The following is a 12,224-nucleotide window of genomic DNA, read 5'->3' as shown; positions in this document are numbered from 1 at the left end:
CTACTTTTGGCCGGTCAGCAAGGTACCTTGGATCGCCGTCAACGGCACCGCTCCGAAGTCCCTGGAATCAATTGACACGCCGCGGTTGTCCCCCAGCACGAAAACGCTTCCGGCAGGTACCGTCTCGGGCCCGAAGTAAGTGCCGTCGATCCGGCTGTGATCGATGAATGTCTCCACTACGGCAACATCATCGACAAATAGTTCCGAATCCCGGATGGCTACCCGTTGTCCCGCTCCCGCAATCACGCGCTTGATCGCCGTCCGGCCATCGACCGGGCTGGCAAAGGCAACAACGACACCATTGCGGACCCAGCCCGCAGCCGCGGCCGGCTTGTACAGGAACACGACGGCGCCCGAGGGAATCGTGGGGGCCATACTGTCCGAGGAGACCGTCACGGGCTCCACGAGCCAGATGCGGATGGCAAGCACAGCCAGGACCGGGATCAAGGCCGCAACAAGGAGCTTGTGCCGCGAGCGGCTCTCACGGCCGGCCTGTCCCACCGCTATCAATCCCGATCATCGTCCCAGGCAGCCTTAGCCGCCGTCATGGGGTCGTCGGAGTCCCAGTCGCTTTCCTTCAGGCCCACCCGGAACTGGGCCATCATGTCGTGGTCCTCGTGCGGCAGATTGTGGCAGTGCATCATGTAGAGGCCCCGGTTCGGCGTGAACTTCATGAGGAGCCGGACAGTCTCGTTCTCGCCGACGTACACGACGTCCTTGGGTCCGCGCTCGTGAGCCATAGGCGGCGCTCCGTTGCGGCTGAGGATCTGGAAGTCCACGAGGTGAATATGGAGGGGATGGAACCAGCCGCCGGATTTATTCTCGATTTCCCAGATTTCCACGGAGTTGAGGTCGGGATCGGCGATGACTTTCTTGTAGCCGCTGGCGATGACGTCCTGCCAGCTGTCATCGTTAATGGTCCACATGTTCGTGGTGTCATTCCGTTTGACCCGGAATTTGCGCGTCTTCACGCTCTGCCCTGGTTGCAGCGACATGGCCTCGCTGTTGGCAAGCTTGGTAGGGATACGGTTCCAAGTGGGGTCCGAGGTGTCTACCGGCTCATCCGTGACGTCGAAAGCCATGATCTTGTTGGTGAAGTCGTAGTCCACGTTGTTCTTGTTGGACAGGTTGCGGAGTTCAATCCGCTGCCCCGTCTTGTACTTCCGGAAGTCGATGAGGATCTCGTACCGCTCCGCTCCACCATGGCGCCAGCTTCCCACGGACTGCGCCACAGGGATCAAGCCGCCGTCGGTACCCACCACCACCACCGGATCGCCGGTGCTGAGCGTGGGCCGCAGTGATCGGGAGATGGAAGAGTTCAGGATCCGGAAACGGTAGACCCGCTTCTGCACCTTCATGACCGGCCAGGGCCTGCCGTTGACCAGGATCACGTCCCCCCACAGTCCAGAGTGGCTGTTGTCGTCATAGCCCAGGGATCCGTCCGCGGCGAACATGGCATCGCTGACTGTCAGCGCGACGTCAAAGTTGCCCTGCGGGAGGAGCTGCCTTTCCACGGGGTCATGCAAGTGGTACTGCGCGGCGAGCCCTGAATAGGCGTTCAGGGCCGTGAAGTGGACGCCGTGGTCGTGATACCAGAGCGTGCGTGCCGGCTGGAAGTTGGGGTAGTGGTAGTCCTTGTAAAACCCCGGGTGTGTGATGTCGCTGGCGTAGCCGTCGAATTGCGGCTTCGAAGCAGAACCATGCAGGTGGGTCGACGTGGACAGGGCGTGCCCGTCCAGCGCATGCTCGGCCGGCAGCTGGTTCCGAATCCTTAGCACGGCCTTGGTGCCCCGGTCCAGGCTGATCGTCGGTCCAGGGAACAAGCCGTTGTAACCCAGGATGGGAGTGCTCAGCCTGGGCAGAATATTGGCTGTGGCGGCCTTCTCTGTCAGCCTGTAGTAATTGACGGGCAGGCCGTCTGCGGGGTCGGTTCCCGTGGCGTAGGGCTGAAGAACCGGTGCCTGGACAAAAGCCGCCCGGAATGGTGTCGGCATATCGCGGGAGCTTATGCGGCTGGCCGACTTGGCTTCGACTGAACCGGTCGGCAGCATGGCGCCGCCGGCTCCGAGGACACCCAGGCCCCCGATCAACAAAACTTGACGACGTGAAATGGACATAGCCGGTCTCCTTTGTGTTCGTTACCAGACCTTGCAGGACCCTGCTTGGAGATAACCTGAGACGGATTCCCCGACCTTGGGAGAATCCTGAGAACGCGTGCGAGTCAACGGTTCGCCGCCAGACGCGACTGCAACCGCGCTGTCACGGTGGTGCCTGTGCCGGGGACGCTGAGAATCTGCAATGCTCCGCCCGCCTCACGGATGGTGTCCTTGAGTATCCGAAGGCCAAGATGGCCCTCGGCGGCCCCATGTGAGGTGTCGAAGCCCTTGCCGTTGTCCGCAATGCTTATTTCGGCGCCATGTTGGTCTGTCCGCAGCGAGAGGACCACAGTGGTCGCACCGGAGTGCTTTGCGCTGTTTGAGAGCGCTTCCCGGGCCACGCGGTACAACAGCGCGGACGAACCACGGGCAAGCGCGACGTCGGCCGGGATCAGCAGACGCACGGCGAGGCCGCGTTCCTGGTGAGGTTCGACGAGCCGTTCCAGAGACGTCCTGAGCCCCAGTTGCTCGAGGTCGGGCGGATACAGCTCCTGCGTCATGGCCCGCAGGACGCGGACGCTCTGCTGCAGTATTCTGCGGGCACCGCCCAGCACCGGCCGCTGCTCCGGTGGCCCGTGGAGCTCTTCTGATTCAAGGGCATAGCCCAGCCCGGAGAGGTCCTGGATCACTTCATCGTGCAAGTCCCGGGCAATCCTGCGGCGCTCCAGGTCGGAAGCCTCAACAGCGCGCTTAAGCAACCGGTTCCGGGTCGCCTGATGTGCCTGGATCCCACGGGCCAGCCGGACGGCGGGGGGCAGCTGGGCCAGCTGAAGTGCCGCCAGGGCGAGAAGAAGAGGCGGGACCATGCTGTACAGGACTGCCTGCTGCTCGTCCCGCACAGGGTCGTCGTCGTAGTAGGCCTCAAAGATCAGCGGCGTACCGTCGGTGGCCGAGGAGCTGACGTAGACTTCCACGAGTTCTCCCGACGCCAGCTCGTACTCATTCTCAAGTTCCTGCTGGCTTTCCAGGGAAGCCGTCCCCGGCCCCCCTGCCAGGAGGGCCCTGCCCCAGTCCGGCAAATCGAAGCGTTGCCCCACGAGCGAGCGAATGTCCGAATACACCACCCGGCCATTGCTGTCCCATACCTTGATTCGCAGTACCGAGGCGTCGTTACGCCATGGCTCCAAGGCCTTGTCCAGTGCGTCCAGCGCTGTTGCGTCCCCGGCGAGCAGCGCCTCGGTCACAAGAGGTTTGATGGCAAAGTCCGCCACACGTTGAGTGAAGAGGAGCGCGTTGTCCAGGGCGTGCCGCTCCGCTTCGGCCCGGATCCAAAACGCGACGGGAGTCGCCACAATCAGCAGCGCAAGAAATCCCATCAAGAGGAATTTCGCCACAGCGGCCCGGACGGCGAAGCGCTCGGCCGTGCCCGGAAAATCCTCCGGCTTCGTGCCATCCTCAGCTTCAGAAGGCCTGGACATCGGACTCCACGCGCAGGATCCCCCGGACTTCAGCCTCTGCCATGGCCTCACTCTGGGAGTGCGAACCCAATTTGGAAAAGATGGTTTTGACGTAGCCACGGCAGGTGTGGATCGAGATGCCCAGGCTGTTGGCGATCACCCGCACCTCCTGCCCCTCCGACATCAAACGCAGAACGTCCAGCTCTCGGGGGCTCAGGGGTGGCCCAGGGGGGTACACGGCGGCAGCGGAGTGCGGGGCCCCGATCTGCGCCACCAAGGAGGGGTGCACCACCATGTTTCCTGCCCGGGCGTGCCGAAGAGTGTCAAGCATCGTGGCCAGCGAGCCGTCCTTGGGGAGGAACCCGCATATCCCTATCGCCGCCGCCTGCCGCAGGACATCCTGGGACGGGTCGCCTGTCAGCATGATGATCCGGGTAGCCGGGTTCTGTTCCAAAATGCGGGTCGCCGCCGACAGGCCGTCACCGTCCGGCAAGTGATAGTCCATGACAACAACGTCGGGTTCCAGCTCGCGGCACAACTGCACCCCGCTCTCCACGGACGCCGCCGAGCCAACACTGCGAAGGTCCGGTTCCCGGTCCAGGGCACCCGTCAGCAGCTCGGCAAAAGTCCTGTGGTCATCGACCGTCAGGATCCGCAAGGTCGTGGCGCCGGCTCCTGCTTCGCTGGTGGGGATGCCTCCGCTGGCCGGGACGCTGTCCGGGATGCCGACGGCGGGTCTCGGGACCGCCGAAACGGCGGCAACCGGAGCTGCTTCGCCGCCCGTCAGCCGCAGGAGGCGGGCATGCGCGGCGCGCAGGGCCTCGCCCGGTGTGCACCCCATTTCCTGGTGCAGCGTGCGCCGGCATTGCTCGAATGCCTTCAGCGCTTCGAGCGGCTGCGCGGAGTCCTCCAGCCCCAGGACGAGGGAGGACCAGGCACTCTCGTTAAGGAGATCGCCAGCCAGGGCCTCCCTCGCCCAGTGGACCGCGCGCGCTGGCTGATGCAGCGACAGCGCTATTTCGGCGGCCTGCGCCCGGGCCCTGCAGACCCGGTGCTCATGATTGCCCCGCGCTTCCTCGGCCCATGGAGCTGTCAGCTCATCTCCCAGCAGGGGCGCAGAGGCCAGACCCAGAGCTTCCTGCAGGAGTTCCAGGGCCTCGACGGGCTCGCACGTGGAGGCCCGGCGGAGCAAGTCACTGAAGCGGCTCACATCTAGTTCTACAAGGGCAGGATCCATGACATAGCCGCCGGTGACGGTCCGCAGCGGACCGGACTTGCCCTGGCCTGGCTGCAAATGGCGCCGAAGGACGCTGACGTAGCTTTCCAGCGTCGGCAATGCCTCGGCCGGGGGCTGCCCGGCCCACAGGACGTCGCTGAGGCGGTCCTTTGACATGGGCGTGCCGAGATTGAGCAAGAGGATTTCAAGGATTTGCCGGGGTTTGGGACCGCCAAGCTCACCGGCTTCGAGGACTTCGCCGCCTCGCCGGATTCGCAGTGGGCCGAGAATCCGGACCTCGAGGACGCACTGTGGCAACACGTCCCCCGCCGCAGTTGACGGACCGGCAATCTCATGGGTGGGGCTGGGAAGCATGGCAGACCTGCAATTCGGACGGAAATAATGGTCCCTAGTTTTTTCCATCGAGCCCGCCTCGACACGAGTACCCGATACTCGTTTTCCCGGGCGGTCCAGCCGATCTGCGCCGGGTAGTCAGCCGCGTCCCCGGTGGTGTGCTGCCCCCAAGGACAACCCCGGCCCGCCCGGGAGCTCCAGTGCCAGATCGATGGCCCGGTCCGGGAGGTCGAACACGAGCGTGGCGTTGAGGCTTTGACCTTGGGGGACGTCGGCGGGGGCGGGAGAAGACCACAGAGCTTTCCACGTCCCTGTTCCGAGACCTGACACGAAGTAATCAGAGGGATCATACGCGAGGCCACCCTTTTCCAGCGCCGTCAGCTCCACGAGCACCCGTACTCGGTGAAGCCCCTCCGCGGGCGGATCGGCGAGCGCGGCAGAGGCGGCCGTGGGCATCCCGCCGTCGGTCTCCTCCGGCACCACGCCGTTAATGCGCGCCACTCCCCCGGCGACGCCGGCCGAGGCACCCAACAGGGCAGGAGGTTTTCGCGGTGCAGCCGTGACGACGCTGGCGACCAGGGCCGCTACAAGGACGAGCAGGATGACCGGAACGAGGATTTTCGCGCGCTGAAGCGTGGCTGACCTTGACATGCAGGCCAGCATCCACGGAGCGCCCTAGGAAAACCCTTGGAACGCCCTGCGTCCGGGCAGCGGCCCGCGGCCACAAGTTCTCCTGATCACAGGCTAGTTACAAGTCGCCGTCCATACCGTGACGCTCACAAGTGCGCCGGCCCGGCGCACCCTGTTCCTCCCGCCAGGGTGGAGGGGCGAGAAAAGCACAGGATGGATGTCGTCATGAAACGAATACTTGCGTTCCTTATGGCAAATGTCGCGGTCGTCTCGTTGGCTGGCCTAGCCTCGGCCGCCGTCGGCCCTCCGGGCGTCAACGGGCCCGGGCTCGCGGAAGTCGGCCCGGTCGATGCGACGGACGGCTACCCGGTCTGGTACCGCGACCGTACCGGGCTCAGGTTGGAGAAGTGCATAGCGCAGGCCGATCCGCTGTGCCCGGCCCGCGGGGAGCTGCCCGATGAAGCCGCGGCGGTTTCGTTCCCGGATAACTACCCGGATGAAGGTTTCTACTCGCTTACCACCGGCACGATGGACACAGCAGGGGGTGGCAAGGCGCTCGCCGTGATCGCACTGGAACAGGCATTCGGCAGCGGGCCGGTTGCCGACGGCGACCAGGTCACCTTTGCCCGGCTTCGGCTGAAAATCACGAATGTCAGGGATGGCGTGGACTACAAGTTCACCACCCCGGCGGGCACCAAAACCGTCCGGACATCGAAACCGGGCATCGTCTTCGACACCGAGGACATCGGCATCGGTGGAAAGGGAGACTTCTCGGGCGCCCTGGGTGGAAGGATCGGCCCGTTCCTGACCTGGGACACCTACCCCACAGATCCCGCCCTGAAACCGGACGCCAACGGCAAGAACACGTACGTCGGCGACGGCACCACCCCCCACAAGATCACCGGCAGCCCCTACGGGACCAATATCTTCCGGATCGAGGGTCCGGGCATCAATCCGAGCGCCACGGATGCGTGCCCTTCCGTTCCGGGGCCGGTGGCGGACTGTGTAGAAACCGACCTCTTCACGGTGCAGGGAAAGCTTGCGACCAATAGCGGCGTGTCCGCAGAGCGGGCGACGTATTCCAGGTCATCGCTCAACTCCGGGACCGTGGACGTCTTCGCATCGAGCGAATCCGGACCGCAGGCAATCCAGCTCTCCGACTCGTCCGCCGGCAGCGCGGTCTTCAGCCCGACGGCGCTGGAAGGATCCGCCGGCAAGTACTTCGCCAGGATCGCTTTCGACGGACCCCAGCCGCCGTCAACGGTCACTGTCACGAACTCGAGCGACGTTCCGGCGTCGGCGAAGAAGATCGCCGTCGTTGACCGGGTCAGCGGCAAGGCCACCTTCAACACCGACAGCGGTGTCCTGTCGATCGAAGCGGTGTCCAGCGATACGGCGGGTGCACGGACCCTGACTGCCGTCGGCTTCGGCGAGCTCGCGTCGGGCTCCCTGGCATGGGGTCCCCTCGCGGCTCCCCCAGTTTCTGTCACCGTTCGATCCGACGCCAAGGGCGAAGCGGTGTTGCCCGTCGAGGTGACGGGCGACGCCCGCGCTCCGATTCCAGTCGCCGCCCAAGCCGGAGCCGATCAAACGGTTCAGGAAGGTCAGAAAGTAGACCTTGACGGGTCCGCCTCCAGCGGTCCGGTCTCCACCTACTCGTGGAGCAGCCCTTCCGGGGTGGTACTGAGCGATCCCACCGCGGCCCGGCCCAGCTTCACCGCCCCCGCGCCGGGAGACTATGTCTTTTCCCTCACGGTCAACGGCCCCGGTGGCCCGAGCACGGCAACTGTCACCGTGACAGTCACAGCCACCGTGGCAGCGGCGGCAAACGCCGGACCCAACCAGCAAGGCGCACAACGCGGAGCCAAGGTCACATTGGATGGCAGCGGTTCCACCGGCGCCGCTACTTATTCGTGGACGCAGATTCTGGGCCCGGGTGATCCTAAAGTCACCCTGACCGGCGCCAATTCCGCCCGTCCGTCGTTTACCTTCCCGCTCTACAAGTACCCTGCGAGTTCGGGTGCGCTGACCTTCAAACTGACGGTGGGAAGCGCTGACGGGTCCTCAAGCGATGCCCAGGTGACGGTCACCCCGCGGGCCGACGCGGTGGCGGTTACCTCCGCCCGCTACACGGCCAGCAAGCGCGAATGGCGGGTGGACGGCACAAGCTCCATCCTGTCCGGTCAGGCGGTGACGGTACACCTCGGCGGCTTGGACGGAACCGTCCTTGGTACGGCCGTGGTAGACGCCACGGGATCGTTTTCCATACGAGTTACATCGGCTGTTATCGGCCGGGCCGGCCAGAGCGTGAGCGTGGAGTCTCCCCTGGGCGGCACCGCAACCGGCTTTGCAGTCCGTGTCCAGTAACCAGCCTGCCGCCGGATCCCGGGGGGCGGCCGTCAGGCCGGCCGTCCCCCGGGGCCGTGGCGCCAGGCCTGCTGCCTCGGACGGAGAGGGTGTGGTGCCGCAGGCCACGTCCTCAGGAAACGCGTCCGATGCGGCCGCAGGCACCACCCTGCGGCTGCAGGTACTCGAAATCATCGACAGCCTCCTCAACAGCGCCGGGCCGGAACTGGAGGAGCACCGGGCCCGCCTGCGGGATCACCTCAGCGAGCATCCCTGGGACCCGGAAACCGCCCTGCTGCGGTACCTTTGGGACCGCGAACAGCAGGGTGTCACGCCACCGGGACTGCCCGAAGCGGGCCTGTGATGGCTTCCTCGGAGCGGTCCTTCTCAGCGGGGGCCGCTCCCGGGGGCGGTTACGTTCTCTATGGCGACCGTTTCGATGATTCTGGTCGATGGCTCACCGACCAGCGCCGGCGCCGTCACGCCGGTTTTCCACGTATCGTTCTGCAGCCGGCCCAGGAAGTCCACTGCAGCCGCCTGCGTATCGAAATCCATCTCCAGCATCACATAGTCTTGCTGGTCAATCGGGCGCGAGATGCGGTATGACCGCACGCCCGACCTGGCGCGGTCCAGCGGATCACTGTCGAAAGCCCTCCGCCACATGGCGAAGTCCCGGACCTGGTGTTCGATCTGCAGGGTAATCACTGATGGGCTCCTGTCGACGGTTCTACACGCCCAACTGTAGGCCCGGAAGGCCCCGGCAAGTAAGGCGCCCGGCCGAAGTGATGTTCGCGTGGCGTCTAAGCCGGCTGGGATCCGGTGTTGGTCGTGGCGTTGGCCTGATCGGCCTGGTGGCGTTGCCGGCGGCTCGCCAGCAGGAACGGTACCGCGATCAATTCGATTACGCCGCCGATCGCCAGCGAGGCCGGGTAGCCGTACACATCGGCCGCCCGACCGAGCAGCGGCTGCACCACCACGCCGCCGCTTGAGCCCATCAGTGAATCGAAGCTGAGCACTGTTGCCCGCTGCTTTGAGGCGATCATGTCGTTCAAGTACGCCTGCCGCACCGGGATGCCGGACGACGACACCAGTGCCCAGAGCGCCAACAGCACCAGAGCCAACCAGAACACCTGGGTGAACCCGAGCACCACCAGGATCACCGTGTCCACGATGCTGCTGAGGATCAGCACGCTGGTGCGTCTGCGGACGAGGCGCCGGACGCGTGGCGCTATCCAGCCGCCCAGCACCTCAGCTCCAGCCACGATGGCCGCCGCCAGGCCCGCAATGGAATACGCGTGCGGGTCTCCGAACAGCTCAAGCAGGTACGGCTGCAGGGCGTAAAACACATAGATCCCGACGCCGGCGGTGAACGGCGCGGCCAACATCACGTACCGTACGGGCGGATTCTTCAAGCCGTTGTCGATCGATGCGGCGAGCACAGCTCGGGTCGCCTGAAGGGGATGGGTGGAGCGTTCGGGGGTGAACCCGACGTCGTGCATGAGCGCAAATGCCACCGCGAACATGGCCAGCAGCACACCCACGCGCAGCAGAAACGGCACGCCCAGATTGGTCGCCTGCGCGATCACGCCGCCGGCCACGGAGCCGGCGAGCATCGCAACGCCGGACACCATCTGGCCCCGACCCAGCACCGCCTCCATCCCGCCTTCATAGCCGGAGAAGCGCAGCGCATCGATGAGCCAGGCCTCGACTGCTCCAGAGAAGAAGGTAAAGCCCAGACCGAGCAAGATCGACACCACTGCCCACCACCAGAACGGGGCAGAAAACTGCCAGAGCAGGTAGTAAAGGTAGGTCGAGACGGCGAGGGTCACGGTTCCGAGCAGGAACGATACGCGGCGCCCCCAGCCATCGGCAACCACCCCCGTGGGCACTTCGAACAGCACCATACCGGCCGTGAAGAAGGCGTTGGCGGCAAATGCCTCAAGGTTGCTGAGGCCGGCATCCAGCAGGAAAAGGGTGTTGATCCCCCAGATGAACGAGGCCGCAAGCGTATTGCCCAGCGTCAACGTCAAATAGATGCGCTGGATCTTTAGGGCGGCGGCGTTCATCGCGTCGCCGTCCCCGCCAGGGCGAGGAGGGGGCACGAGCCCATTCTCGTCTCCCCTGCGGGCGTGCGCCAGAGTAAATCAGGCTAGCGGCACGGCGCGATCGATCGAGCCAAAGCGGCCGGCCTGCTCAGCTGCCTTGGCTCGTGTAGAACGACCGACGGCGGGCATACTCATGGATCCGGTCCAGGGTGGCGATCTGTTCGCGTGCCCTCGTGGCCAGTTCGTCGAACCTGGACCCGTCCAGTCCCAGATCGCCGGAGAGGTCGTGCAGCGTCTGCCACATCCCCAGTTTTCCCATCACGGCCGACCGCATGAGCTCGGATTCCAGCAACAGCGTCATCGGCGAGCGGCTCACCACCCGCCCGTTGAGTTTGAGCCGGCCGGCGCGCTCCGCGACCCACGCCGCCGCGCGCCGCGGCATTCGCCGGGGCAGGTCAAAATCGCCCACTAGTCCGCGTACATACTCCCGCTCTTCCCGGATCTGGGCGGCGAGCGCAGTAAGTTCGGCGTGGAAGGGGGTGTCCGTGAAGTCGCGCGCCATGCGCTCTATTCGGCCCTGCCCTGCAGTGGCCCCCGCGAGGTGGTCCGACAGGTAGAGGCCAAACAACTTCTTATCGACTGTGCTGGAAATCTGGGGTGCCATGAAAGCTCCACTCTGATGGAGGAGTTGCTTCGGGTTCACCACCCTACAGCAGCCCCGGCACGCCAAGCCGGCTATTGGGGCAAGTCGTCCCGCGCCGGCCGCACGGCCTCGGCATCGGGGTCCATCGCCACAAGCCCGGCGTCGTCCGCCACCTCTGTCAGCTCCTGCGCGACGTCAGGCTTAAGCCAGGACGCCACCACGCTGACCCCGCCGCCGTCGTCGCGGTCAATCACGACGTCGATCTCGTTGGCGGCCGCGCCCATGCCCAACAGCTGTTCGCGATACGACGCCTCCAGGGCAACCAGGCTTTCCTCGGTCCACTCCCCCGGCCGAATCCTCGTTGAGATTTCGACCGGTTCAGGCTGATACAGCGTCATGAAAATCCCTCCTTTGGGCTTTGACCCGGGCCGGGCACGAGCCCATTCTCGTCTCCTTGCCCGGCGTGCGCCAGAGAGGTAGCGTCCGCCTCCGTTGCGCCCGGGCGTTCCGGAGGGAACGCAGCGGTGGCAGACTTTGTTCACTTGCAGTACCGATGAGGAGGATGCCGGTGGCGGACATGGCTGAGGCCCTTTTGCACGACGGCACGGCAATACCGATCCTGGTGAGCGGTGACGGCCGGGCGCTCCTGATCCCTGCGGATATGAAGCCGCATTCCGAGTCGGAGGCCCAGACAATGCGCGATTGGGGCGCCGACCCCGGACTCGGGCCCAACCTTGTTGCGGCTCTCTCGCAGTCCTATCGCGTTGTGGCGGCTGACTACGAGGGGCACCGGATGGCGCAGCCGGCACCAGACACGCTCACGCCGGAGAACGTCACCGCCGATTTCCTGGCCATCGCGGATGCGGCACACGCCGAAACCTTCGCGTACTACGGGTACTCTTGGCTGGCCCTGTGCGGTTTGCAGTTGGCGATCCGCACAAACCGGCTCTGGGCGCTCGTCATGGGCGGATTCCCGCCGCTCGAAGGCCCGTACAAGAGCATGTTGGCGGTGACGCAGGCGGCCCACTCGGCGGCTGCCGGGTCCTCGGAACAATCTCCGGCGGTAAACCTGCCCGTCGAACCAGGCGACTGGGATGCCGCGACAATACAGACCAACGAAGCGCAGACCCGCCAGTTCGTCACGCTGTACGAGGCGCTCCAGGACTTCGACGATTCAGCTGTTTCCGTGGCGCGGGATCTCCCACGGCTTGCGTTTGCCGGCTCCGCCGATCAAATCGTCTACGGACCCCGCTGGGGAGACGTGACGGTGCGGATCGGCGAACCGCTTGCTGCCCACGAGCGCGAGCTCATCGACGCGGGGTGGGACGTTCAGGTGCTCCCGGCCCTCGATCACCTGGGCGCGATGCACAGCGACGTCGTCGTTCCCCTCCTGACGGCCTGGCTCGGAAAAGTGGGCCGGGAGCACTAAGAACGCCC

The 12,224-nt window shown here is 65.3% G+C and carries 13 protein-coding genes; 4 read left to right on the top strand and 9 right to left on the bottom strand.

Features of this window, described 5'->3' with window-relative positions; translation table 11 throughout:
• The 4 genes from lepB to ACFRJ8_RS13615 all read right to left on the bottom strand — a co-directional run bounded on the left by lepB (position 1) and on the right by ACFRJ8_RS13615 (position 4,946).
• On the bottom strand, positions 1-501 hold the full coding sequence (gene lepB / locus ACFRJ8_RS13630) for a signal peptidase I (RefSeq protein WP_377986697.1): 501 nt from the start codon (positions 499-501) through the stop codon (positions 1-3).
• A 5-nt stretch (positions 502-506) separates the two neighbouring features.
• The gene (locus tag ACFRJ8_RS13625) at positions 507-2,117 is read right to left on the bottom strand and encodes a multicopper oxidase family protein (RefSeq protein WP_377986696.1); all 1,611 of its coding nucleotides are present in this window, start codon (positions 2,115-2,117) and stop codon (positions 507-509) included.
• 104 nt (positions 2,118-2,221) lie between these two features.
• Positions 2,222-3,574 (bottom strand): sensor histidine kinase, encoded by a 1,353-nt coding sequence (locus ACFRJ8_RS13620; protein ID WP_377986695.1) that lies wholly within the window; start codon positions 3,572-3,574, stop codon positions 2,222-2,224.
• Complete coding sequence (locus ACFRJ8_RS13615) at positions 3,558-4,946, bottom strand: response regulator (RefSeq protein WP_377986694.1); 1,389 nt, start codon at positions 4,944-4,946, stop codon at positions 3,558-3,560. Before ACFRJ8_RS13615 ends, ACFRJ8_RS13620 begins: the two co-directional genes overlap by 17 nt.
• A 36-nt stretch (positions 4,947-4,982) precedes the next feature.
• Between ACFRJ8_RS13615 and ACFRJ8_RS13610 the strand changes: the two genes are divergently transcribed.
• Positions 4,983-5,108, top strand: coding sequence for a hypothetical protein (locus ACFRJ8_RS13610; RefSeq protein WP_377986693.1), 126 nt, complete (start codon positions 4,983-4,985; stop codon positions 5,106-5,108).
• A 153-nt stretch (positions 5,109-5,261) separates the two neighbouring features.
• Here the strand turns inward: ACFRJ8_RS13610 and ACFRJ8_RS13605 are convergent, their stop codons facing one another.
• Positions 5,262-5,774, bottom strand: coding sequence for a hypothetical protein (locus ACFRJ8_RS13605; protein WP_377986692.1), 513 nt, complete (start codon positions 5,772-5,774; stop codon positions 5,262-5,264).
• A 204-nt stretch (positions 5,775-5,978) separates the two neighbouring features.
• Here ACFRJ8_RS13605 and ACFRJ8_RS13600 point away from each other — a divergent pair, with 204 nt between their 5' ends.
• Both ACFRJ8_RS13600 and ACFRJ8_RS13595 read left to right on the top strand, forming a co-directional pair.
• Entirely contained in the window at positions 5,979-8,120 is a 2,142-nt protein-coding gene (locus ACFRJ8_RS13600; RefSeq protein ID WP_377986691.1) for a PKD domain-containing protein, read from the top strand.
• 91 nt (positions 8,121-8,211) lie between these two features.
• Entirely contained in the window at positions 8,212-8,463 is a 252-nt protein-coding gene (locus tag ACFRJ8_RS13595; RefSeq protein ID WP_377986690.1) for a hypothetical protein, read from the top strand.
• Between the two features lie 23 nt (positions 8,464-8,486).
• On the opposite strand, the gene ACFRJ8_RS13590 is transcribed toward ACFRJ8_RS13595, so the two are convergent.
• The 4 genes from ACFRJ8_RS13590 to ACFRJ8_RS13575 form a co-directional block, all read right to left on the bottom strand.
• Complete coding sequence (locus ACFRJ8_RS13590; RefSeq protein WP_377986689.1) at positions 8,487-8,804, bottom strand: hypothetical protein; 318 nt, start codon at positions 8,802-8,804, stop codon at positions 8,487-8,489.
• A gap of 95 nt (positions 8,805-8,899) precedes the next feature.
• Positions 8,900-10,165 (bottom strand): MFS transporter, encoded by a 1,266-nt coding sequence (locus ACFRJ8_RS13585; protein ID WP_377986688.1) that lies wholly within the window; start codon positions 10,163-10,165, stop codon positions 8,900-8,902.
• Between the two features lie 127 nt (positions 10,166-10,292).
• Positions 10,293-10,808, bottom strand: a complete 516-nt coding sequence (locus ACFRJ8_RS13580) for a hypothetical protein (protein ID WP_377986687.1) — start codon at positions 10,806-10,808, stop codon at positions 10,293-10,295.
• Positions 10,809-10,879: 71 nt separating this feature from the next.
• Positions 10,880-11,185 carry a hypothetical protein gene (locus tag ACFRJ8_RS13575; protein ID WP_377986686.1) on the bottom strand — a complete coding sequence of 102 codons (306 nt, stop codon included), beginning with the start codon at positions 11,183-11,185 and terminating at the stop codon, positions 10,880-10,882.
• A 179-nt stretch (positions 11,186-11,364) separates the two neighbouring features.
• Between ACFRJ8_RS13575 and ACFRJ8_RS13570 the strand changes: the two genes are divergently transcribed.
• On the top strand, positions 11,365-12,216 hold the full coding sequence (locus ACFRJ8_RS13570) for an alpha/beta fold hydrolase (protein ID WP_377986685.1): 852 nt from the start codon (positions 11,365-11,367) through the stop codon (positions 12,214-12,216).
• Positions 12,217-12,224: the final 8 nt, after the last annotated feature.

Source organism: Arthrobacter sp. NPDC056886, from assembly GCF_042788715.1.
Classification (GTDB): domain Bacteria; phylum Actinomycetota; class Actinomycetes; order Actinomycetales; family Micrococcaceae; genus Arthrobacter.
The sequence above is the reverse complement of the archived record's forward strand: the minus strand, read 5'-3'. Positions and strand labels throughout refer to the sequence as shown.

Coding starts and splice junctions, on each gene's coding strand:
- ACFRJ8_RS13600 (WP_377986691.1), top strand. CDS start 5,979: ATGAAACGAATACTTGCGTTCCTTATGGCAAATGTCGCGGTCGTCTCG.
- ACFRJ8_RS13570 (WP_377986685.1), top strand. CDS start 11,365: ATGGCTGAGGCCCTTTTGCACGACGGCACGGCAATACCGATCCTGGTG.
- ACFRJ8_RS13615 (WP_377986694.1), bottom strand. CDS start 4,946: ATGTCAAAGGACCGCCTCAGCGACGTCCTGTGGGCCGGGCAGCCCCCG.
- ACFRJ8_RS13580 (WP_377986687.1), bottom strand. CDS start 10,808: ATGGCACCCCAGATTTCCAGCACAGTCGATAAGAAGTTGTTTGGCCTC.
- ACFRJ8_RS13575 (WP_377986686.1), bottom strand. CDS start 11,185: ATGACGCTGTATCAGCCTGAACCGGTCGAAATCTCAACGAGGATTCGG.
- ACFRJ8_RS13625 (WP_377986696.1), bottom strand. CDS start 2,117: ATGTCCATTTCACGTCGTCAAGTTTTGTTGATCGGGGGCCTGGGTGTC.
- ACFRJ8_RS13585 (WP_377986688.1), bottom strand. CDS start 10,165: ATGAACGCCGCCGCCCTAAAGATCCAGCGCATCTATTTGACGTTGACG.
- ACFRJ8_RS13605 (WP_377986692.1), bottom strand. CDS start 5,774: ATGTCAAGGTCAGCCACGCTTCAGCGCGCGAAAATCCTCGTTCCGGTC.
- ACFRJ8_RS13620 (WP_377986695.1), bottom strand. CDS start 3,574: ATGTCCAGGCCTTCTGAAGCTGAGGATGGCACGAAGCCGGAGGATTTT.